This window comes from Paenibacillus sp. JT31N11 (genome assembly GCF_056269285.1).
Genome location: NZ_JBWDNQ010000006.1, coordinates 450,885 through 475,523, shown reverse-complemented (window position 1 = coordinate 475,523; position 24,639 = coordinate 450,885). Strand labels below are relative to the sequence as shown.

At 54.2% G+C, this 24,639-nt stretch carries 16 protein-coding genes; all 16 read right to left on the bottom strand.

The window, feature by feature from the left end:
- Positions 1–7,161: CehA/McbA family metallohydrolase (locus tag AC0YNV_RS22695; RefSeq protein WP_475770037.1), on the bottom strand; the 7,161-nt coding region annotated here is incomplete at its 3' end.
- 585 nt (positions 7,162–7,746) lie between these two features.
- Positions 7,747–9,846 carry a class I SAM-dependent methyltransferase gene (locus AC0YNV_RS22690; protein WP_475770036.1) on the bottom strand — a complete coding sequence of 700 codons (2,100 nt, stop codon included), beginning with the start codon at positions 9,844–9,846 and terminating at the stop codon, positions 7,747–7,749.
- Between the two features lie 135 nt (positions 9,847–9,981).
- Positions 9,982–10,545 (bottom strand): GNAT family N-acetyltransferase, encoded by a 564-nt coding sequence (locus AC0YNV_RS22685; protein ID WP_475770035.1) that lies wholly within the window; start codon positions 10,543–10,545, stop codon positions 9,982–9,984.
- A 117-nt stretch (positions 10,546–10,662) separates the two neighbouring features.
- Entirely contained in the window at positions 10,663–11,607 is a 945-nt protein-coding gene (locus AC0YNV_RS22680) for a serine O-acetyltransferase (RefSeq protein ID WP_210046302.1), read from the bottom strand.
- A gap of 167 nt (positions 11,608–11,774) precedes the next feature.
- A complete protein-coding gene (locus AC0YNV_RS22675) occupies positions 11,775–12,383 on the bottom strand; it encodes a nucleotidyltransferase family protein (protein WP_475770034.1) in 609 nt (202 codons plus the stop codon).
- Positions 12,376–13,497: an XdhC family protein gene (locus tag AC0YNV_RS22670; RefSeq protein WP_475770033.1), complete on the bottom strand. Its 1,122-nt coding sequence runs from the start codon at positions 13,495–13,497 to the stop codon at positions 12,376–12,378. Before AC0YNV_RS22670 ends, AC0YNV_RS22675 begins: the two co-directional genes overlap by 8 nt.
- A gap of 78 nt (positions 13,498–13,575) precedes the next feature.
- Positions 13,576–15,813: a xanthine dehydrogenase family protein molybdopterin-binding subunit gene (locus AC0YNV_RS22665; RefSeq protein ID WP_475770032.1), complete on the bottom strand. Its 2,238-nt coding sequence runs from the start codon at positions 15,811–15,813 to the stop codon at positions 13,576–13,578.
- Positions 15,810–16,295, bottom strand: coding sequence for a (2Fe-2S)-binding protein (locus AC0YNV_RS22660; protein ID WP_475770031.1), 486 nt, complete (start codon positions 16,293–16,295; stop codon positions 15,810–15,812). Before AC0YNV_RS22660 ends, AC0YNV_RS22665 begins: the two co-directional genes overlap by 4 nt.
- 24 nt (positions 16,296–16,319) lie before the next feature.
- Entirely contained in the window at positions 16,320–17,279 is a 960-nt protein-coding gene (locus tag AC0YNV_RS22655) for a substrate-binding domain-containing protein (protein ID WP_475770030.1), read from the bottom strand.
- Between the two features lie 23 nt (positions 17,280–17,302).
- Positions 17,303–18,148, bottom strand: a complete 846-nt coding sequence (locus AC0YNV_RS22650; RefSeq protein WP_475770029.1) for an FAD binding domain-containing protein — start codon at positions 18,146–18,148, stop codon at positions 17,303–17,305.
- Positions 18,149–18,220: 72 nt separating this feature from the next.
- Complete coding sequence (locus AC0YNV_RS22645) at positions 18,221–18,532, bottom strand: 2Fe-2S iron-sulfur cluster-binding protein (RefSeq protein ID WP_210046309.1); 312 nt, start codon at positions 18,530–18,532, stop codon at positions 18,221–18,223.
- A 22-nt stretch (positions 18,533–18,554) separates the two neighbouring features.
- Positions 18,555–20,252, bottom strand: coding sequence for an FAD-binding protein (locus AC0YNV_RS22640; protein ID WP_475770028.1), 1,698 nt, complete (start codon positions 20,250–20,252; stop codon positions 18,555–18,557).
- 31 nt (positions 20,253–20,283) lie between these two features.
- Complete coding sequence (locus tag AC0YNV_RS22635; protein ID WP_475770027.1) at positions 20,284–21,057, bottom strand: LamB/YcsF family protein; 774 nt, start codon at positions 21,055–21,057, stop codon at positions 20,284–20,286.
- Between the two features lie 143 nt (positions 21,058–21,200).
- On the bottom strand, positions 21,201–22,625 hold the full coding sequence (locus AC0YNV_RS22630) for a UbiD family decarboxylase (protein WP_475770026.1): 1,425 nt from the start codon (positions 22,623–22,625) through the stop codon (positions 21,201–21,203).
- 43 nt (positions 22,626–22,668) lie between these two features.
- On the bottom strand, positions 22,669–23,745 hold the full coding sequence (locus tag AC0YNV_RS22625; protein ID WP_475770025.1) for an ABC transporter substrate-binding protein: 1,077 nt from the start codon (positions 23,743–23,745) through the stop codon (positions 22,669–22,671).
- A 78-nt stretch (positions 23,746–23,823) separates the two neighbouring features.
- Entirely contained in the window at positions 23,824–24,627 is an 804-nt protein-coding gene (locus AC0YNV_RS22620) for an ABC transporter permease (protein WP_475770024.1), read from the bottom strand.
- Positions 24,628–24,639 lie beyond the last annotated feature (12 nt).

Here is a 24,639-nt window from a genome sequence, read left to right as displayed (position 1 = left end):
CGGTACCGTCACTTCAATCGTGACCGTATCCGCGCTCGTGCTGTCCGCGGTCTTCGTGACGGTCAGCACCACGCTCACTTTCGTCTCCGCTGCCGGTGGCACAATCGTGCCGTCGGTTCCGATGACGCCCGTATTGCTTGAGCTCTTAATCGCTAGCGTGAAGCCGCTTGGAACACTTGGCAGTGTCAAGGTCGTCGCATCCTTCGCAGGTGCGTCGATGCTGGTCAGCTCCGCTGCTATTTCTGCCGCGGTTGGACTTGGGGCGGCCGATTTCGCCGGTACCGTCACTTCAATCGTGACCGTATCCGCGCTCGTGCTGTCCGCGGTCTTCGTGACGGTCAGCACCACGCTCACTTTCGTCTCCGCTGCCGGTGGCACAATCGTGCCATCGGTTCCGATGACGCCCGTATTGCTTGAGCTCTTAATCGCTAGCGTGAAGCCGCTTGGAACACTTGGCAGCGTCAAGGTCGTCGCATCCTTCGCAGGTGCGTCGATGCTGGTCAGCTCCGCCGCTATTTCTGCCGCGGTTGGACTTGGGGCAGCCGATTTCGCCGGTACCGTCACTTCAATTGTGACCGTATCCGCGCTTGTGCTGTCCGCAGTCTTCGTGACGGTCAGCACTACGTCCACTTTCGTCTCCGCTGCCGGTGGCACAATTGTGCCATCGGTTCCGATGACGCCCGTATTGCTTGAGCTTTTAATTGCTACCGTGAAGCCAGCCGGGACGCTTGGCAGCGTCAAGGTTGTCGCATCCTTCACAGGGGAGTCGATGCTGGTCAGCTCCGCCGCTATTTCTGCCGCGGTTGGACTTGGGGCAGCCGATTTCGCCGGTACCGTCACTTCAATCGTGACCGTATCCGCGCTCGTGCTGTCCGCAGTCTTCGTGACCGTCAGCACCACGTCCACTTTCGTCTCCGCTGCTGGTGGCACAATCGTGCCGTCGGTTCCGATGACGCCCGTATTGCTTGAGCTCTTAATCGCTACCGTGAAGCCAGCCGGGACGCTTGGCAGCGTCAAGGTTGTCGCATCTTTCGCAGGTGCATCAATGCTAGTCAGCTCCGCTGCTATTTCTGCCGCGGTTAGATCCACAGCGGACACTTTCATTTCGGTTGTATTTCTGACACGCAGCCTGTCTCCTTCTGCGTACTTGCCCGAAAGAGCCACCGTTTCTAGCGTATCGCCTACCTTTATGGCCGGAATTGGACCACTCTGATTGACAATGTAACCATCCACAAATACGAGAACTGGCCCGCTTCCATCATTGATGATGAAGGAATTGTTATCCGGGATGGTTTGGACGGTACCCGATACTTTTACCAATTGCCCCTGATAACTATCGGAAATGGAATCCTTGGTAGACACGGTCTTCGGTTCGACCGGTGTTCCACTGCTCACCTTGACGATGCTGTTGGCGAATCTGTCAAACTCCAGCTCGGTGTTGTTCTCAAAAATTTTCTTGTGGCCGTAGATTCGGACCACATCGCCCAGAGCCAGACTGCCCTCCGGAATTTCGTTATATGCCATAATTCCTCCGGTATCGTCTTGCACATATACCGCATCGAAGAATACTCCGGCAGCCGTCGTTACTTTTCCTTGTACGACAAATGGCATATCTTCAGGTCCTTGACGCGCATCGCTGATGCTGATGAGCTTCGGCTCCAGATGGGATAACCAATTCATGGAGTTGAGAGCAAATTCATTATTCCCCTTCGGATCGAAGGACTCGTCCATCTGTTTATCGTTAAAAATATTCATTCCGGATACGATAATTCTTCCGCCGCCGCTCAATGTTTCAGATGCGATAGCAGGGATTACGGAGCCGCCCGTCAGATCAGCAGGTGCCGGAGACGGCACCACCAGATACTGCTGAGTATCGGGTTTAACCTGCCCTCCAGAAATCTGGAACGTCGATTCGTTGCCTCTTGCCAGAATGGTAACGGAATCACTATCCGTGAGAGCCGCTTTATTGCCGCTTCCATCGTTTTTGGCCAGACTTGCTCCGCTGTAATACTCGATTGTCGACACGAAGTCGGTCAGGTAGTTGCTCAGGAGCCCCGGATGCAAACGAACCGAATAGTTCGACGTAAGCGGAGTGCTCCAAAAGTTTCCGTATGCCGTCTCATCCGCAATACCGTCGTTATTGACCAGTATGGTCGAGCCAACAGCATCCAGAATCGGATTCAGAGCTTGATTGGCGCCTCCATAATTGCTCTTGTCGGCGAGCCACAGCGAACCGCCATTATCTGTAAATTTCTTGATCGCTGCGATTTCATCCGTACTGTAAGCTGAAGTGGGATGAGAGATATACAGCACAGATACATTGCTCAGGACAGCATCAGTCAGTGTCGATGGATTTTCTGCCACCGTATACCCCTGCTGTCTCATCTGGGTAGTGAACAACTTCAAGTTGTCCTTGTACGTTCCTGTATCCAGCGTACTGTTCTCGTTATGCTTCGAAGCATCAATCAAGATTGTTTTGCCCAGCGGCGTCTTGATCGTGAACTGCTGCACGTACTTATTCTCGCCCAGATCCTGATCGGCAGTTAACACCACAAGTATAGAATGGCTGCCAGTTGGCGGCGATGTCCAAACGACACTTGCCGTGGCATTCTGACCGGAGGCAATCGATCCGACTTCAACCTCTCCGATCGGGTGCGTCAGATCATCATAATAGAAAGCGGCCTTGACATTCGTAACATCAACGCTTCCCATATTGGCAAGTCCGGCATTTAGAGTTGCCGGCGTATCGCCAACAATAGCACCGTCGGCGGATGTCAAATTGCTGACTCTTACCGATACAGGCTCTTCGGGCGACCAGAAAGGTGCGGAATACAGCCGGTCTCCGTCCGCCTGGGTTGCACGAACCACAAACCACTGCTGCCCGCCAACAACGTTTACGGTTGGAGTCCAATGGAATGAAGTAGATTCGGAGGCTGGAGTATAGGTGTCGATTACGGTTCCGCCATTGGTGACCAATTCAACTTTGGCAACATTATCATTGGTTACGGTCTTTAAATAGCTATATTTCGGATCGCTTTTCTCTTCCCATACGGAATCGCTCCCCGTAATATCAAACGACAAGGTTTTGGTATCGACTGTCGATCCCATATACCATCCGCTCGCCAGAGCGTCAAGCTTGGCATTCGGGTCTTCAGTCAAGTAAACTCTCATCTTGCGCATAGCATCCAGCAGCGAATCCTGAGTAAGGTCCTTCGAAACAATGACTGTGCGCTGCTTCGTTTGACCCCAGGTGGCATCGTGATTGTCTTCTCCATAAGTCGGAGCGATATGCCATCCCAAATCAAGAGCGCTGAAGAATTTATCCTGTGAATTGGCATAGGAATAGTTCCCTGAACCATTTCCGACCTCCAGCATCGTAAACAGCTTATCCACATTTTTGTCGTATGGAATGAAGTTGTTGAATGAGGTCGTCGGCGCGTTCGGATGATTGAATTGCGCTACGATATTGTCATAAGTCATAATCCAGGCATAATAGCTCTGAAGATCCTGATATTTGCCATTATCCTGCATACGATCGATAAAGTTATCGGTCCCGAATACGTTTGAGTGTCCCCATGTAGTAGACGTCATCTCAAATGCCGGGAAAACGACGAAGCTGCCGTCCTTGGTGTACTCTCTGGCTACATCCTTCGTTTCCTGCCAGTCGGCGCCGCCTGTTCGTTCAGGCATCCCGTTGTGGTCGACAGAATCCGTTCCCGTGAGATCCGAATCAATATCATGAGAGTGGTCAGAGAAAGCAAAGAAGTCGTAGTCATGCGCCAAAGCGGCCTGAACGGCCTCAACCGGCGTGCCCGCAGCATCGTGCGAGATATTCGTGTGATTGTGGGTAGTGCCGTAATAGTGATTGCCGCCGGTAAAGCGCTCAGCGATCTTGAAGGTCCAGGACTGGGTAGTTTCGTTGTCCAGAAGATCCTTGACCTTGACGGTGACAGTATGCTCTCCGAAGCTCAGATCATCTGCAGCCGTTAGCGCCAGACTAAGGGCGCTGTCCGAAGCTGCCGCTTTGGAGGTAAAGTCTGTTCCGTCGATTTGGATGCTGAAGCCTGCCGAAGCCGTCGTATTGATTGCGTTCGGATCCTCCCAGTTCAGAGAAATGACAGGATGCTGCGTTTCGATTTCTTCATTTTGACCCGGGACAAGATTGTAAACCTCCGGACCGTCGGTATCCTCGACCAGAGGAACCTCAATCGGATTTGCCGCAGTTCCTTGCGATTTGATATCGCCCAAAGCCACTGCTTCAATGTAATAATAGAACTTGTCCGCCGGAACGTCGGCACTCAGGATCACTCCATTGTAGCTGTGGCCGTCTCCGGATAACAAAGGCACCGCAGTATACGCACTGTCGGACTCGCCTCTATAGTACAAGGTAACCGAATCGGCATATTGGGCTGTCGCTTTGAAAGTGACATCTGTATGAATGTAGGCCTTCACAAGCGGAGTATGGCTTATTTGAAGCTCGCCTCTTATATCTGCCGTATTGCGCGGGAGCACAACATAACCTGCCGTATAGGGAGAGGTCATTTTCGACTGGCTTACAATCCCAGTGAATGTGTAAGTCTCGCCAAGGTTGACGGCTCCGCCTGCGACATCAATACCTGTAAGCGCCAAAATGCTCACGATGGCAGAGTTCGTTCCGTCCGTCACCGTCACGTTATAATCGGTAACATTGACCGGAATGTTCGTCACCTGGGCTTTAAAGGTTACAAGCTTGCCTTCAAGCGTCTCGGCAGACGAATAATTCGACAATTGGTCCAACGTGACAGGAATGGCCACCGGCGCCGTATCTGCGCCTTCATCCGTAATGGAAGAAGGAACAAACTGCGAAGTGCCCGCAGTAAACACCAAACGTCCGGTAACCTTGTATTTCTCGCCTTTAAGTACAGCGGCGGTTAATCCGCCGATCACGTTAATGGCTCCAGTTGCGTCCTGGAGATAGAAATTCGTATTTTCTTTTCCCAGCGCCTGATTATCGCTCGTCGCTACACCTTCAATGGTTGTATTGAAGCCAATATTCAGGGGAAGGCCATTCTGGTCGTTCAAACGAAGCTGACCGATTGTGGTCACCGCGTTAGCGTCAGGCGCTGTATCCACGCGGGTATAAGCACTTTCCCTTATGGCATCCGTATGCGTCAAATAGACATATGAATGATTGCCGGCATCGTTGAAGGTCAGAGCAAAGGAACCGTCTGCAGACGCAGTCGTTGTTCCGGCAGATGTGATGGCACCATCATCAACAACATATGCTTTAACGTTTGACGATCCAGGTACGGACCCTGCCGCTCCTGCTGCGGCCGCTGTTCCGCCCGCATTCGCAAATGAGATTTTGGCGGAATCGGGCTGCGCCATATACTTCGAGTTTCTAATAATAATCTCTTTCGGGTCTTTGGAATTGCCTGGAATGTTCATGACAAAATTCTTGGAATTATCCTTCGTGAAATAAGTGTCATTCAATCCCAGAGCGCCGCGCGGATCAGATCCGATTTCCGTCTTGCGCAGCATTGAACCGCTGGCGATCAATGATGTGAAGAACGGGGTTCCCCAATGCGATGTATCCAGCTTGAACGTTGAAGTACCGTTTCCGAATACGGCAAGATCTATCAAATCAGGATCCATATCGCTTGTAACTGCCGTCGTCTTGTGGGCCAGAATAAGATGCCCCCCGGCGGTCGCGCTTGGTCCAAGAGATGAAGACTGATCTGCGGGCACAGGCAGATCAAGCGGAGCAGCTGCCGTGGTTGATCCTGAAATCAAATAATATCCATGTGCCTTGATAACGCCCGTCAGCGGAGTCGTATTGCTGGCAAAAGAAGTTGCAGTCGCAGAGCTGTAAGCCAGGCTCCACTGTCCGCCGAAGTTAATATCATGATCGGTTGTATTGTACAGCTCAAAAAACTTCTGCTTGTAAATGGCGGAGGCAGTTCCATTCACATAAATCTGGCTGAAAATGACGTCGCCCGGATTGTACACGGTGCCGTCAGCCATATTAACGATCGTCTTGTCGCTCTCCAATTTGCCCATTTGCTTATCGGTAACGCTGATTTGAGTATCTTGGCGGGCATTTGATATCGTCAAATCAAAAGCCCCGTCAGCTCCGGCCGCAGTGCTGCCGGCTGAAGTGCCGTCATTGTAATAGGCATAAACCCCCGAATTGGCGGGCACCGCTCCAGGCAGTCCCGTTACCATCGTGTAATCGGTGAACGAGATTCTGGATGCATCCGGCTTGGTGCTCTTCGGAATAGAGACCGTGACCTTATCGCTTTCCTCTTTCTCCCCATCTTTAGCCGAGATCCGAACGCTGGTGTCGTGATTCGGGTTGTCGATGCTAAGTCCGAACGCGCCCAATTCATTTGCATTAACCGAGCCAGCCGACGTGCCGTCTGTGTAATAGGCATAAACCGCCGCACTGACGGATACTGCTCCTGCCGCTCCGGTTATCGTCGTATAGTCGTCGCTGAAGGTGATTGCGGACGTATTGGGAGTGGCCGTCTTACCGTCCGATGGATCCGGATCCGGTTCCGTGGTGCCGTCGGTAGGATCGCCCATCACCACGATATCCGCGATTCTGCTATTTCCTCCAGAGCCAATTGTCGCACCGCTGATGGACGTCGCAGAATAATTCAGCCATCTGATGTATACAACAGGCTGATTATCAACTGCACTTGTCAAAGAAAGACTATTAACCGCAGATGCAATCGAGGTCGTTTGAGCAAATGTCCCATTGGGAACATCCGTGAAGTTCTGCCCGTCCAGACTGTATTGAATTTTAAAGTCTCTTGGACCGGTACCTGTCCCATAGTTTTTAGAGGAGAGAGTCAGATTGGTGAAGCCTGTGGCATTGATCTCCGCCTGCCAGTAACCTAGTGGATTATCCCAGCCATTTGTATAGATCGTATTGCCGGTTGTACTGTAAGTTGCTGTCCGGCCACCGCTTAGAGTCAACTTGCCATTGCTTAAATTGTCGGCAGTTCCGCTGGTTGCAGGGAAAGAGCTCCCAGTGGCTGTAAAAGACCATCCGGCAACGGTTTGCGAAGCCGCATATGCTTTGTCAATCAAGCCGGATGGGACAACCAGCGTAATGAGGATGATCGCAGCCACGGCCAGACTGACCCATTTCTTATATTTTCCATACCATTTTTGCACGCAGTATACCTCCATAAATACAATTCTTAAGACTTTCTCGTTCCTCATTGCTCTTCCATAGAAAAATTGCTAAAGTTAACTGATGACCATCTCATGAAATGGGAAATAAACCCAATCATAGGTTGTCGCACAGCAAGCCGTCTATTCATGCGCCTCGCCAAAAGCCATAGAATAGACGGTTTTTAATTGTAGTCTTCTATTTCATAGATCCCCACCTTTACTGATGAATCTCTCTTGGGCTATCCATTATTTAAAAAAATGTCGCATTTGCACGGAATCAGCTTTAAAAAATGGACATTTGTTCAAATTGATGTGAACAAAAAGAAAAATATGCCTGTACTGGTTACTATAACATCGGTTTGTTTTGCCACTGTAAAGCGGTCCAAATTATTTCTGAAGACGAAACACACACTTCCATCTCAGTCACGATGCAAAGCATAACAAGCCTGATTGACTTGTTCCTGCTCCTCATTCGGCGGCTTGCGCTCATGAATCCTTCGCTGCAAACCTCACTCATCGTATGGGTGCAGGCATACACAAATAAGGGGAATGCCTGTTACCCAGGCACTCCCCTTTCTACTAAAACTATTGCCGCTCCGCTTTCTCAATCACAATCAAGCATGTACTGTCCGGCAGCGGAACCGCATTGCCGTGCTCATCCGAAATCTCGACTTTGCCCGCCAATGCCTCCGTATATCCCTCCTGCAGGTAACTGCGGCGTTTCAGAATGACCGCCTCTTCTCCCAGCTCCGCTGCAATAAATCCGGTATACTCAGATAGCGTGAAATAACCGAATTGTTCCTGAATCTCATGTACATAAGCCTCTTCTCCCCATGTGTAGGTATACAGAAACTCCATCGCATCGTTAACCGGCAGAAGCGCCTTATCCCCGGCAAGCTTCTCAAACAGGATCCGACGCCCCGCGAAATCCTGGCTGTACCGCTCGAGCCACTGCATCCCGTCCTCCCTCAGAAAACGGATGATCCGCTTCTGTTCCCCAGGCTCCGTCATGATGCCGTCCCGGATAATGATGCGCCCGCCCTCTGACAGCACATCGAATGCGCTGCGCAGGGCCGCTGCGATCGTATCCCGGTTAAATTTGCGGCCGCCCATCGGAATATAGGAATACAGCTCGTGAAGGATTGAGGAGAAAATAACCGTATCGATGGTGCCCGGCTCCACATATTCCTTGAGATTCAGCGCATCCCCCTGCATAACCTCCCAGCGGCGGCTCTCCAGCTGCTTCTTGCGGCTCAGGGCTTCCACGACATTCGTGGAAATATCGATGCCGACCGGCTTCACGTCCGGCAGTCGCTCTTCTATCAGATCCAGCAGCACACCTCCGCCCGGTCCAATATCCAGCACCCGTTTTCCGACGATATCCTCCAGAATCACGCTTTTGTAACCGGCTGTCCGATTCATATCGCTCAGATAAACATCCTCATTATGAAAACGGTCATACGCATCGCGGCGCAGCCCGAACAGATCAAACAACAGCAGCACAGCCTGCTCATAAATGGCCGACTTCTCCGCCTCCATGCAAAATTCAATCAGCTTCCCGGCTGCAGGAGAGAACACGAACTCGAAGAAAACCGTATCCGGTATCCCTTTCTTCCTCCCCGCATGATGCGCCAGATGAGGATTATCCAAGGTGCAGTGTCCGTTTTGTAGCTCTGTCCACGCCAGTCCGCCTAGGTATTTCTCAATAATACGCTTCTTGTAAATATTGATTTTCTTCGCGCCTTTATAGTCATAATACATCGCATTCATCAGCTTCTCGAAGCTGATATGCTTCACATCCCCATGCTTGCCCGCAGGCAAGGTGAGCGCCATTACTTTCAGAAACTGCTCCAGCGAGAAATCCTGCAGCGCTGGCTCCGCATACCAGAAGGTTGTACCGGAGAGAGGAGAGAACAGCGCATCAAGATCATACAAGCCCGCAAGCTTGTCATATTCCGTATCAAAGTCTTCGCCGCGCCCGATGGATAAGGACCTCATCCGTCTGAGCCGGTCGGCAAAGACGGCTTCCCCGTTCATATAATTGTATGCCACCTGATGGATGCGCTGCTTCACCTCATCCTCCACCTCTCTCCAGAGCGGCAGGGAAACAGCGCCAATGACGCAGGCATTCAAAGTGACCAACAGGCTTTGCAGCTCCTCGCCCGTGATCCAATCCCCGTTCACGAGGCTGGACAGCAGCACGCTTTCGGAATCCGGCACTTCGCCCCGTATTTGCTGGCCGATCAGCCCATGCCCCTCAATAAGCCGGTGAATGACAATGGTTCTGCTGTCGGCCGGATTGACTGGGTCATGGCCGGAATCGGAGTGATGCCGCAGATACAGCTGCGCGCTGCCAATGTTGTGTACGTAGCAGTTGATCCCCTCGGACTGCCAGCGGATACGCTCGCGGGACGTTCCCCCTTTGGCCGTCTCGGACCAGATCAGGACTTCCTCCAGCACATCCTTCATCCAGAAGGAAACTCCCGATGCGTCCAGCAGGCGAAGGCTTCTCTCCACATAATCCAGCACGGGATTGGCATGCGTCAGCTCTTCCAGCGAATCAATCCGTTCCATATTGACGATCCGCTCTTCGGCCGAGACGATATAATGCAGCCACGGATATGACTCCCGATCATTCAGCTTATCCTGGCGGTAGTTTTCAATAGCAAGCAGAGACTTGAGCATGCCGGTCCTCCTGTTAGCAGGTTGTAAATAGACGTATATCTATACGCATTTGTTACGGGTAACATATAGTAAACAAACCGATTGGAATTTTATGGGTATTTCTATAATGAAATGGGAGAGATGCAAATAATGTCATCAGGTAACACCTTTAACAACTTCCACGATACATGGATGAGTGGTGCGCTCCCGCGCTGCCGAATAAATCGAATGCTGATTATTGAATATATAGACATCCTTCTGCCAGACAAATCCAAGCTTCTCCGCAACCCGGATCGAAGCCGTATTACGGGGGTGAATAATGCTGATCAGCCGCGGAAGCCCCAAATGCCCAAAGCCGTAATCCCGGCAAGCCAGGGCTGCCTCCGTCGCATACCCTTGCGACCATAATCCCCGCTTGATATGATAGCCGATCTCCACTTCAGGTCTGCCCTCGATTTGCTGGGCAACCAGGCCGCAGTCGCCAATGCAGGCGTTGGTCTCCTTCAGGCAGACTGCCCATAGCCCGTAACCATCCTTAAGATACCGGGTCTGATTGCGTTCAATCCAGCTCCTGGTCTGACTGCTTGTGAAAGGAGCCGGATAAAAGCTCATCATGCCCTGCTCCGCGAAGATATCATGCAGTGCAGGCAGATCCTCATCCTGATAACATCTAAGAACCAAACGCTCTGTTTCGAGAATGACCGCACCGGCATCGCCCACGCTTTCCACCCCCTCTTCCTCACTAGGATTATCCGCTGAATCGCCCATAAAGACAAAAAGACCAAGGATTTCCCCTGATCTTTTATCCTGCTTCATCCAACACTGGAAAACAAACCGTTAAATAACCCAATCGGCGATGAATTCCTGAATAAATTCCCGCGGTGTATGGCCTTTAAAGACCAGCTCCGGATTCTTCACGCTAACCCGGGTCCCCACCGGAACCGATGTGGTAATGAATACATTACTGCCGATAAGCACGCCTTTGCCGATTACGGTCTCTCCGCCCAGGATCGAAGCGCCGGAGTAAACCGTTACCTCATCCTCGAGCGTAGGGTGCCGTTTGACGCCGCGAAGGGTCTGCCCGCCTCTGGTTGACAGAGCGCCGAGGGTAACCCCCTGATATATCTTCACGTGATTGCCAATCGTTGTCGTTTCCCCGATAACCACGCCAGTCCCGTGATCGATGAAGAAATAACTGCCGATCGTGGCGCCCGCATGAATATCAATTCCGGTTACGCTGTGCGCATACTCCGTCATGATTCTTGGCAGAAGCGGAACGGAAAGCAAATATAGCTCATGGGCCATACGGTAGATGCTTACAGCCAGAATCCCCGGATAAGAAAAAATGATTTCGTTGGTATCCTTGGCGGAAGGGTCGCCGTCGAAGGCTGCCTGGACATCCGTGGCCAGTACGGTCCGCAGCTCCGGGATTTTGCTCAGGAACGCATAGATGATCTCATCTGATTTTTTCCCGATATCCGGGCACAAATCGCCATCCTGGCTCTCCTGCAGCTTAAGGACGCAGCTTAGCTGTTCATGAAGCTTCTCGTGAATATTAATCAGCATATCGCCAATATGGTATTCAATCGTAGCGTCGCTTAGCTTCTGCTTGCCAAAATAGCCCGGGAACAACAAGCCCCTGAGCAGGTGGATAATCTCAATAATGCTGTCTCTATTGGGAAGATCAGCCGAATCAAGCGAAATGGTCTGGGGGTGCTCTCTATGACTGGCAACAATGTCTTTGACTAGGCTGTCGATCTGTTTATGAAATATTTGGCTCATGATATCTCCCTCTATAATGAGTGCGTAAGCTTCCAAATTGAATGTAACAGGGCCGCACATGGGCGTTGAAAAAACCGGCAACCCCTGTTTGCCTAGTTTATTCCCTATTGCTTCAGTTGTAAAGCATGTTTGGATGCATCATTTAGATGGAGGGAGTGAAAAGGGATTTACGGCTTCAAACCGGCAGTCCGAAGATAATGCCGGTATTCCTCAGGGGTATCGATATCCCGGGGCGCATCCTCTGGCGTATCGACATATACCACCTGCTCCTTGTATTTGCGGAGCAGGGATTTGGCTCCGATATCCTCAGAGAGGGCTAGCAGCTCCGGAAACAGTGACGCATCGAACAGAACGGGATGCGCGGGCCGGTTCCCGTAACGGGCCTGGACAATCAACCCGCCGTTTTCCCGGTAAACCTCGCCGACCCTTCTGATCATATCGCTCTTCATATCAGGCTGGTCGGCAAGCAGGACGATAAGGCCCTTGGGTGCATGCTTCGCTGCCAGAATCCCCAGTCCGGCGGCAAGCGATGCGCCCAGACCCAGATGCGAGCGGTCGGTCTCCAGCCATTCCACAGGCAGATCCCCCGCATGCTCCCGTTTCACCGGGCCATTCTTCGCCGCAATGACGGCTGTCCGGCAGTTTCCCGCTGCAAGGGCCCGAAGAACGGCCTGCTTGAGCAGACTGCCCTCCGCAGCCGGTAGGAGAAGCTTGGGTTCGCCCATCCGTCTCGAAGCGCCGGCGGCAAGAATCAATGCCCATATCTGCTCAGACATGATGGGACTCCTTTACCGGGAGAATGGGCGGGAAATGATGGGCAGCGGCGGACAGCCCCAATCCCTTGCTGCTTCGCAGGAATCCGCCGGATCGGCCTTTGCGGCAGGCCGTAACCTCTGCCATGATGCTCATGGCGATCTCCTGCGGCGTCTCCGCCCCGATATCAAGGCCCACCGGCGAATACAGCTTGTCGAGCAGCCCGCTGTCAAAATTCCGATCCTGCGCCCGTATATGCGCAAGTATATGCTCCAGCCGGTATTTGGAGCCCACAAGCCCCAAATAGGCCACATCCCCAGTCAGCAGCTTCCTTACCGCCTCGCGGTCCAGTTCAAGATTATGGCTCATGACCACGACATATTTCCCTCTGATATCCGCCTGTTCAAAGCCCAGCCGCGGAATGATCCGGATGTCATCCGCTTCCGGGAATCTCTCCTTGCTTGCTTTGTCGGTCAAGTGGTACAGAATGCTGACGCGCCATTGAAGCATCGCCGCCATACTGCACAGGAGCCGGGCATCGTCGCCAACCCCGACAATGATCAGCTCCGGACGCGGCGTGATTGTTTCAACCAGCAGCTCCAGCCGAACGCCATTCAGTGATACGGGCACAACCCCTGCCTTGCGTCCCTCGCCCAGCGGATTGTCGGCCGTTCCATCGGGACGGGTCCAGCGTGTGCCCGGAGGGCAGAGCTGCGGATCGGATGAGGTTACAACCGTTACGGCTTCATAAGGCAGGCGCGTCTCCGCGCGCTTCTGCAGGTCCTCCAGCAGATAGCGGGCTGCATCCGGATAACGGATGGGATCGAATGATTCGAGCCAAACGGTAATCGCCCCGTTGCAGCCGATGCCGGTTCCCCAGACATCGTCTTCCCCCGCGCGGAAATCGTAATAGACTTTGCGCGACCCGCCGGTTCGCATGACTTCGCCGGCATAGCCGCGCAGGTCCTCCTCGATACAGCCGCCGCTGAGAATGCCCGTCACTTCCCCGTCCTCCAGGATCAGGCATCTTGCGCCTTCCCGGCGGTACGCGGAGCCTTCCACATCAATCACAGTCGCCACCACACACGATCTGCCCTCCGCCTGATAATCCAGGAGAGTACGGTGGATCTCCTCCATGTCCGTTGTCACCTCCGCCCCTTGTCTTGTCTTCTCCTGCTGCCCGGCGTGCGCGAGGGCTGGAGAGGATAGCATGACCTAAGAATGCAGCGATCTCCAGACCCGTTCCGCCGATAACGGCAGCGCATAACCGCGTTTGCCCGTTGCATGGGCAATGGCGTTGGCAATCGCCCCGGGCACAGGGTCCAGCGCCACTTCGCCCAGCGATTTGGCGCCCAGCGGTCCATGAGGGTCTGCATCCTCGATAAAAGCAACCTCGATCTGCGGAATGTCCTTCGCCCCCGGCATCCGGTAATCCATCATCGACGGATTCATCACGCGGCCTTCCTTCACAATCAGATCCTCCATCGTCACCCAGCCGATGCCCTGGGCTACTGCCCCAAGCACCTGCCCCTTGGCCATAACCTCATGGATAATCGTCCCGGAGTCATGAACTGCCCAATAACCGACAACCTTGGTCCGGCCGGTATCAGGGTCTACTTCCACCTCCGCGACATGCGCGGCGAAGGGGTAGTTCGGTGATGGATGTCCGTAATAAGTGGCGTCCGGCATCTCCGTATCCGGGATGTAGGTTTCTCTGACGGCCATTTCCTCTCCGGCATGGCGGGCGCGGTACCAGGCCGATATTTCGCTCAACGGGTAAGTGCGCCCATCATGGATTACGGAGCCGCCTTCGAATACCGCTCCTTCTCCAAGAACCGTCCTCGATAAGTCGGCAATCTGCTTCAATAAGGACTCGGCCGCCTTGTTAACAGCATTGCCGCCGATAACGGTGCTCCGGGAGGCCAGCGTTCCAATGCCGAACGGATAACGTCCCGTATCCCCCGATTTGATCAGGATCTCCGCCTCGGGGATGCCCAGCGTACGGCTCGCAATCCGGGCATAGGACAACGACATGCCCTGGCCAAGCTCAATCTCGCCGGTCTCGATCTCCACCTGACCGTCGGACTTCAGGCGTGCAACGGCTGTTGAGCCGTCAAATCGGGGATCTATGGCGCGGAATCCGGACACATGGTTCGCCACCCCCAGCCCCAATCCCCGGTAAGGCGGCAGCCCGCTGCGCCGGCTCCAGCCGGATATCTCCTTCACCTTCTCGATGCACTGCTCCAATTTGCATGTATCGAGGCGGTAGCCGTGGATCGTCGTATCGCCTTCGTGAACGATATTTTTCAGGCGAAGCTCGGCGGGGTCCATGCCCAGCTCCAGCGCGATTTCATCTATGACGCTTTCCACCGCGAACAGCATCTCCGCATTGCCGAATCCCCGCATGCAGGTCGTCGGGCTGTTGTTGGTATAGCACAGATACCCTGCCGACTTCACATTTTGAAAATGATAGATGTTATCCGCCCTCGTGCACGCCGTCGAGATCACATTGGGACTCCAGTATACCCTCGCCCCGGCATCGGCATATACAGTCAGGTCTTTGTATACAAAATGGCCTTCCTCATCCGCCCCGATTTCGATATCAAAGGTCAATGGGACGCGGGGATGCGCAGTAATCATATCCTCGTAACGGTCAAGAATTATCTTGACGGGCCGGTTGGCCGCCATCGCAAGCGCCGCAGCGATAACATGGACCTTGAGCACATATTTGGAGCCGAACGATCCACCTATCGGCGGCACAATGATGCGCACCTTGTCCTCAGGCAGTCCGAATCCAGCCGCGTAAGTCTCTCTGGCCCGGTACGGAATATGAGAGGGCGCCCAGATCGTGATGCCTTCCTCCTCCGACCAGCTGGCAAGGACGCCAATCGGCTCCAGATGCCCCTGATAAATGCGGTTCGACAGATAGCGGCCGCCTTTGACGACCGCAGCCCGCCGCTTCCCGTCCTCTATATCTCCGCGTTCCAGTGCGATCTGCATGGGACGGTTAAACTCCACGTCGTCATGCAGCAGAAGAGCCCCCGCTTTCATCGCTTCCTCGGGATCGAACACGCCGGGCAGCTGCTCGAATTCCACCTCGATCGCAGCCAGCGCCCGCTGCGCAGCCTCCCTGCTCTCAGCGGCTACCGCGGCAATCTCGTCGCCGATAAACAGTACACGGTCCTTCGCAAGAATATTCCAGTCCTTGAATTTGGTCGGACCGTATTGATGATCCGGAACATCATCAGCCGTGATTACCGCTACGACTCCCTCCATTTCCCTCGCCCGGTCCACATTGATCCGGGTAATCCGGGCGTGAGGGTAAGGACTGCGGTAGATGGCCCCGATCAGCTGCCCGGGAAAATTCATATCATGCACATATTTTGTATGTCCTTCAAGCTTCAATTTCAAATCGGCGGGAGACTTCTTCATGGCTGGCTTGACAGTGTTCATCGCGCCGCTCCTCTCGCTGCTATGACCTGCTCCGCTGCGTTGATGATGCCAAGATAGCCGGTACAGCGGCATAAATTGTTCTTCAGCGCGGCTCCCACGTCTCCGCCAAACAGCCCGGGATTTTGCATCCAGGCCCATAAGGTCACCATAACCCCCGGGGTGCAAAAGCCGCACTGGACGCCGCCGTTGTCCTGCATGGACTGCACCAATGACTGGAATTCACTCTTCAGCGACAAGCCTTCGATCGTTTCGATCTTCTGCCCCTGGGCGGAAGCGGCGGGAATCAGGCAGGATACGACCGGCTGGCCGTCCAGCAGAACGGTGCAGGCTCCGCATTCACCGGTGCGGCAGCCTATCTTGGTTCCAGTGAGTCCCTGGCCTTCGCGGATCACATCCGCCAGCGAATCTGTCGCCTCTCCGTGCCAGACGGTATCTTGTTCGTTAATCGTCAACTTAATCGGGCTATCGGTTCCACCATTCATTCTGACGCGCACCTCTTCCCATCCTTATGTGTCCAGTACGGATGCATGGAAAACCTCTTCCAGTGACAGATCCCGCTTCAGAAGACCGTCTTCCTGCAAATAAGTAATGAATTGCCGGATCTGTCCCCAATTCTTGTCCGTACCGTAGGGCCAGATATCTCCGCTCATAAGCTCCATGGATTGCTCAACTGATTCCCAGACAAACGGATTCGAGGTATTGTTCTTGATCGTCTCCAGGAGTCCGCCAATCCCCTCGTTCTTGATTTCCTGCATCAGCTCGTACAGCTGCCGGGGCAGCTCAGGGTGACGGGTGCTTGTTTCCTCCTTCATCGAGACCAGGTGCATAATCGGAAATATCCCGGTGCGCCCGTAATACTCCCGCTCCACATCCCATACGTCAGGGATCAGGCGGCGAAGAACTCCCCCTTCTCCGGAAGCGGCAAACAGCTTCGCGGGAGGACGGCGGGCCGACATAATCGCATCGACCTTTCCTTCCGCCAGCGCCTCGAAAATATCCCCTTCCGTCAATACAGCCGGAATGTCGACAGGAACACGCTCCGGACGGAAGGTGAACCACTGGATATCCTCATTGCCGATGCCCCACTCATGTCTGAACATGCCTCTGACCCAAACGGCGGCGGTCATTTGAAATTCGGGGAAACCGAAGCGGCGGCCTTTCAGCTCGGAGGGATGCTTGTATGGGCTGTCCGAACGGACATAAATCGCATTGTGCCGGAATGAACGCGACAGAAATACGGGAATGGCTGTCAGCCGGGTGTCGCCTCCGCCCTTGGCAATCAGATAAGATGCCAGCGAAAGCTCGGACACATCGTATACAGCCCGGGATATCTGATTGACGAATATATCTTCGATGCTTTCCTGCTTGACCTCCAGTTCAAAACCCGGTATGCGCTTGGCTCCGGTCAACAGCTTAAGGGTACGGTCGCTCTCGGACATCGCTATCGTTAATTTGTTCTCTGTCATCCTTTTTCTCCTCCCACCTATATCTACAGGTTCCCTGCCAGCAAACGGGCAGCCCGTTTAATATGCGTTCCAACCAATGAGCGGCGGTATTCCGCGCTTGCTCTTATATCCGTAATCGGCGAGCTGCGGCGCGCATACAAGTCGCCAAGCTGCTCCAGCTTGTCCTCATTCAGCTCTCCGTTCCACAAATGCTCTTCTTCGGCATTCAAGGTGAACGGCTTGGGCGCTGCTGCGCCAATGGCGGCAGTGGCCCACTCGACCTGTCCTGCGCTGCCCTGAAGCACCAGCGCTACGGAGACGATTGAGATATCGGTCGCCGCGCGCTGATCATAGCGCAGGAAAATCTGCGGAATGCCCAGCATCCGCTCCGGAATGAACAGGGAAGTAATGATCTCCCCCTCGCGCAGTCCGGTCTGCTTGGGTCCGGTTATAAATTCCTCAACCGGCACGCTGCGGGAGCCGTCAGCTCCAGCCAGCCTTACCTCGGCCCGGTATGCAACCAGCGGAACCACCATGTCGGCTGCCGGTGAAGCATTAGCCACATTGCCGGCCAGGGAGGCCCGGTTCTGGATCTGCCAGCCGCCGACGATCTGTGCGGCCTGCTGCAATGCCGGAACGATGCTGAACGTATCGCTGCCCCATATCTCGGCAGCTGTAACGGCTGCGCCGATCTCCAGGCCGTCTTCATGGCGGCTGACCTCTCTCAGTTCAGGCACATTCCGCAAATCCAGCCAATCCATCCCCGTCCTCTCGGACTCTCTTCTCTGCCCGTTAACAAACAGATCTGTTCCCCCGCATGCGATGCGGGGCTTGCGCTCCTGAAGCTGCTCCAACGCTTCGGTCAAGCTGCGGGGCTGAAGCCAGGCCATAGTTTTCCTCCTCAACGTATGATGAATGCACGGTTGACGGCAGCCTCGCCGGAACCCCCGGCAAGAATCCGGCTATTCCAGCGAAGTAGCCAAATCCTTGATCCACGGGAGTGCAGCCAAGGGCTCAATCGTGACCTCGCTGCCCGGCACCGCGCGGATGCTGCAGAGATAGCCCGCCTTGCCGCCCACGATCGCCGAGCATTCCTTGCAGGCATTGGCGGAGCGGCAGGAGTACCTTACGGAGAGGGAAGGATCCTTATGCTCCCGTATCCAGAAAATCGCATCCAGCAGGCTCATTCCCTCCCGATAAGGGACCTCGAAATGCTCCAGGGAAGCCCCTGTTGCGGCATCGCCCCGGACCACGTTCAAACTGACAATCGACATGTGATTTCTCCTCTCATGTTATTCAAGCCTTAACAGGCAGTTCAATTTGCCCGATTACCCATTCCCCGTCCCCGTCCAAAGTAAAGGTGGAGCTGAAGGGAACGTCCAGCATATCTTCAAAATCCAGGCGGACGTGAGCGCCGCGGGATTCTTTTCTGTCCAATGCGCCCATAATGATCGACTCGCCGATCTTCAGCAAATTGGCAGCCTCCAGCTTCTCGACCAGCGTCAGGGCATATGTCTGCTGCTTGGCCAGCGAAATCGCCTGCAGCTCGGCGCGCAGCCCGCGGACCTGGTCCAGCGCTTCAAGCAAGCCGCTTTCCGTCCGCAGCGGACCTGCCCCCTTCCACATCACCTGCTGCAGCTTGCGTTTGAAAGCCTGCAGCGAAGCGGTGTCCCGCTCCACCGGATGCGGATGCCAGAATTGCGCCAGACGCGCAAGCTCCGTATTCAACGCCTGACTGACAGCGGCCGGATTCGTGCCGCCCCGTTCGCGGGCTGCCGTCTCTCCGGCGATGCGCCCTGTGACGAGCGCTTCCGTGATGGCATTCCCCGAGAGACGGTTCGCGCCATGCATGCCGTAAATCAGCTCGCCTGAGGCAAGAAGACCCGGCACGCGGGTTCTCATGCTGTCGTCGACCTGAATCCCGCCCAGCATGAAATGCGCCATTGGCGCCACCTCAACCATATCCTTGGTCAGGTCCACACCCTGATCCGCCAAAATGCCGATGACCGGCCCGAAGGCTTCCCTCAGCTTTTCCTCAGGCACCATGCGGAAATCAAGGTAGGCTCCGCCATGCGGAGTTCCCCTTCCCGCTTCAACCTCCCGGAAAATCGCAAGTGTCGTCTGATCGCGCGCGGCGGTATATTTTCCGGCAACCTCGCCGTTGTACTTGTCCATGAACTCTTCGCCGTTCCCGTTCAGGAGCCGTCCCCCCAGCTTGTAGCGGAATGGATCCCACATGATAGGGTCGATTCCGACAAGCGGCGGGAACAGATGCGCAATCGGGAAGAACTGCACCATCTCCATATCACGCGCTTCGGCTCCCGCCTCTACGGCGAGAATGTACCCGTCTCCGGTCATATTGGTGGAGGCGCTGTTGCGTTCATACACTTCCGTCAGACCGCCGGTTGCCAGAATGACGGATGAAGCCGCGATGCTTACCGGACGGTAATTCTCCATTTCAAAACCGACTGCCCCGACCGCGCGTCCCTCTTCAACGACGATCTTCGTAATCATAATGTTCTTCAGCCGCTTGATCTTCGCGTCCTTCCAGATCGCTTTCTTCAATCCGGCAGAAGTTGCTCCGCCCGTATTGAGAATATCCACATAGACGCAGCGGGCTTTGGAATGGCCCGGAGCGAATGCCTGCGAATGCTTGCCATCCGGCGTTCTGGCCCATTTCACGCCATAACGCTCCGCTTCCAGGATGACCTCCGGCCCCCTGTCCACAATCGCGCGGACGATCGCCGGGTCAGCCATTCCACGGCTGCCCTTCATCGTATCCTCGAAATGAACGTCTGGATTGTCTTCCTCGGCTTCCCCCAAAGCAACAGCTACGGTCATCTGGGCCAATATGGTGGCACCGCCCCGGCCGATTAGGCTTTTATCCGTCAGAATGACGTCGGCGCCTTCATCGGCCGCCGCTCTTGCCGCCATCATGCCGGCTGCGCCGGCCCCGATAATCAGCACATCCGTTTGTAAATGCAATGTTTCCACTAGCGATTTGCTCCTCTCTGTCTGCATAAGCTCACCGGCCCGGCGTTGCTCCCGGCGGCTGGACGGTTATGCCCGCTGCCGTTAATGAACGGTTGATTTTCTCGGCAAATTCTACAGCATGGATGCCATCCCCATGAACGCAGATCGTATCCGCCTGTATGGCAACATCGGTCTTCTGCTGGGAAAGCACCTTCCCTTCGGATACCATCCGGATCACCTGATTGAGCGACCGCTCGTCATCGATGATGACCGAATCAGGAAGCCTTCTGGAGGTCAGCGAACCGTCAGCCTGGTAGGTGCGGTCCGAGAATACCTCGCTCGCCGTCTGCAGCCCCACCTTGCGGCCGGCTGTGATCAGCTCGCTGCCTGCAAGCCCGAACAAAATAAGCTCAGGATCGACTTTGTATACCGCTTCGGCAATCGCCTCCGCCAGCGCGGCATTGCGGACCGCCATATTATATAAAGAGCCATGCGCCTTCACATGCTGAAGCTTTGCTCCTTCCGCCCGCACGAAGCCCCATAATGCGCCAATTTGGTAAACGACGATATCATAGGCTTCTTCCGGCGAAATATCCATGTCCCGGCGTCCGAAGCCGATCAGGTCCTGAAGTCCCGGATGAGCGCCGATGGCTACGCCATGCTCCAGACACAGCTTGACCGTGCGGCGCATGGTAGCCGCATCGCCGGCATGAAATCCGCAGGCGATATTCGCAGAGGTTACAAATTTGAGCACCTCGGCGTCTCTTCCCAGCTTGTATGCGCCGAAGCTCTCACCCATATCGCAGTTCAAATCCACAACCTTCATTGTTTCTTCCTCCCGTTCTTTTGTCAGCTTGCGTTCCGCCCGCATGAAACAGGGCAGCCTCAAACGCATTCGGCAGAACCGGATAACAGCCGGTCCGCCGCGTCGTTTGAGGCTTGATAAAGCTTATATTGCAGCTGAATGCCTTACAGCCACTTGTCCTTCTCTTCCTTGTTCAGCTCCCGCAGAGCCTGCAAATCGGCAAGCTCCACCTGCTCCCGCGGCACAACCGCCCGTTTGGGGAATATGACCGGCGGGGCCGGCTTGGTTGCATCGACGATGACCGCACTGGACATCCGCGGGGTATTCTTGCCCTCCGCATTATAATCCCAGTTCGTCGGCAGCAGGCCGCCCGGGCCGTTCCATTTGGGAATGACCAACAGGTCGCGCTCCGCGTCAAAGCGGGTTCCGATGGCCCAGGCCACTTCCTCACCGTTGAAGACGTCAATATCCTCGTCCACGACGACAATATGCCGCAGATTCTCCGGCTCGGTATTCAGGGCGGCGAACGCCGCCTTTTTCACGTCCGCATCCCTCTCTTTATGTAAAGAGATATAGCAGTTCATCCGGCTGTAGAACGGTACGTTGACGGTTTTCAGGCTGGGTACGACCTCTTTGACCGTCTGATAAATACTTCCGGAGCGCGGCACTCCGCCCACGACAAGATGCTCGCGGCTGGACGCGACGATATCCTGGAAAATCGCATTTTTCCGGTGCGTGATGCGGGTAATGCGAATCGTCGGCACCGAACCGCCGCCCAGATAGTGGCCCGGCCATTCGCCGAACGGTCCTTCTTTGTGATCCTCATCCGGAAGAATGACGCCTTCCAGTATGATTTCCGCATGCGCAGGCACGAGCAGGTCAGAGGTTTCGGCCTGAACCAGCTCCAGAGCCTCGCCCATAAGCGCGCCGGCCGCTTCATATTCGCCGCCGATCCCTTGTACGCGGGAAACGGAGCCCATGACGAAGCCGGGATGATGGCCAATCGCGATCGCGATCGGAGCAGGCTTGCCCTGCTTCTTGTACTTCTTGTAAATCAACCCGCCGTGATGAGCGCCGAGGAACCATACGCCCATATCGCGTTCATTGAAGATTTGGTGGCGGTAAATTCCCGCATTGATAAGTCCGGTGTCCGGGTCGCGAATAATCATGACACCGGCTGATAAGTAAGGTCCGCCATCCATCTCGTTGTGGACAGGGATCGGAAGCTTGGATAGATCCACTTCATCCTCGGAAATGATGGTTTCTTTGACCTTCGCCCGGGAACGGTCAATTTCGACGGGATCAATCGGCTTTTGCAGCTTCTCGCCGTAGACGCGCGGAATATCCTGCACCTCGCAGCCCAGATACAGGGCAATTCGCTCATACGAGGTCAGCAGGTTCGAGACGCAGGACAGACTGGAGCCCTTGACCTGGTCGAACAGCAGTGCCGAATAGTCGGCTTTCTCCGCCAGTGCCGCAGCATATGCGGTTATCCCGAATTTCGGGTCCACTTCCTTGTCCACTACGCGAATGCTTTGGGAATCGTATTCCGATAGCTGTCCCAGATATGTTCGTAAATCTTTAGCCATTGCGATTACCTTCTTTCTGCTCGGACTTATTTAACTTGCGACTTTAAGGAGTTGTTGCTGGAAGCAAAGACATATCCACCGCTTGTTCGAATGGAATCTTCTCGGTAAGAATGCCTTGATCAAGCTGGGTTTGCTGTACGATTTCCGCACCCGCCTCGGAGACCTTCAAGCCTGCGGGAACCTTCTTCAATTGATTTTTGACCGCGGACTGCATGACATCCTCCGGTATTTGATCAAATGTTTTCAGCATGGCCGCTACAGCAATGGATGGATCTTTTTGCACACGTTCATTAATTTCATTGTTGACTGCCAGGAAACGCTTCATGGTTTCCGTGTTTTTCTCTACCCAATCCGTCTTGGCTGTAATGATAATGCCAGCGTATTCGAACGGCGGATCATACAGGACCCGGTATTCGCCTGTAGCGAGCATTTGGGATATCGTCGGCTCCGACACCATTCCCCCGGCAACCTTGCCGCTCTGGATTGCAGCGAGCATCGTAGCCCCGCTGCCTCCGTTAATGATTTGAACGTCTTTGTCCGCATCGATATTGGCCTGCTTCAGACCTTCGCGAAGTCCCGTGTCCGACAGACTGCCTACTTTGGTGACGGCAAGCGTCGTGCCTTTCAAATCCTCCAGCGATTGATACTTGGAATCCTTCTTCACAATCAGGGTGTAGCCAACGCCATTGAAAATCTCGCCGTAGGCTTTAACATCCAGACCGTTCTTTTGCTGTCTCAAAATATGCTCGTAGGATCCCAGGGTAATATCCAGGCTTCCTCCTACCAGGGCTTGGACCATATCGGCGCCAGCTGTGAAATCCTTCTCTTCAATGTGGATGCCCGCTTTCTCGAAAGAGCCGTCGCTGATGCCGATTTGCGTAATAATCGGAGTCATCCCGCCGCCTACAAGGCCCAGACGGATCGTGACATCCTCCTGCGGAGCGTTGGCACCGGAATTCCCGCCTTCGCTTCCTGTGTTGTTTGTTCCTGAACCGGCATTATTGGCCGGAGCGTTATCGGCCGGAGCATTATTCTCTGGCGCATTATTGCCGCCGCAGGCGCTCAATACGATCATAATCAGAACGAGCAGTGCGGGTATTGCAAATTTTGATCCTTTCACAGCTGTTTCCTCCCCTTTACGGTTAAGTTATATTTGAATCCCCAATCTGTCCTCTAGGATTTGATTGGATCGTGATGCCTAACGGTATTTCAGCAACCGCCGCTCAAGCTGGATAATAATCTGCTCGAGCACTACCGCGATGATCATAATGAGCACGAGTCCGGTGAATATCCCCGTCGTATCCAGCATGTTCGACGAGTAGGAGATATAGAAGCCCAGACCTCTGTTTGCCCCTACCAGCTCGGCAATAACGGAACCAATCAGGGCCATTCCGATATTCAGCCTTAAACTGGTCAATATCCAGACGGTAATGGAGGGAAACACCACCCATTTGAGCTTGTGGTTCCATCTGCCCTTGAATGTACTCATCATGTCCAGAAGGTCCTTGTCAATATTCCTTACCCCTTCATAGGCGTTATAGAAAGCCACGAAGATGACCATAGCGACAACCATCAGGATTTTGGAGGACATGCCGATGCCGAACCATACGATGAAGAGCGGGGCAAGCGACACCCGGGGCAGACTGTATAAGGCCATGACATAAGGATAAATCCATTTTTGAAAAATACCGCTGAAGGAAATGAGAATACCGAGCAGCGTTCCTCCAACCATCCCGATCAGAAGTCCGACAATCGATTCCTGCAGCGTGACGCTCATATGGAACCATAAATCACCGTCGACCGTCATATCATAAATCCGCTTGATTATAAGCGAAGGCTTGCTGACCCAGAAGGAATTGAAGGCCCTGCCGGACAGAAGCTCCCATAGACCCACAGTCAAGATGAATACTGCGATTCTCCCCAGCCAAATGGCGGTATTGCCAGCCTCGCCGCGTCTTGACGAGCGGGGTCCGGGAGTAACGACTTTGGATTTTGATGACATGTTCAAAGCCTC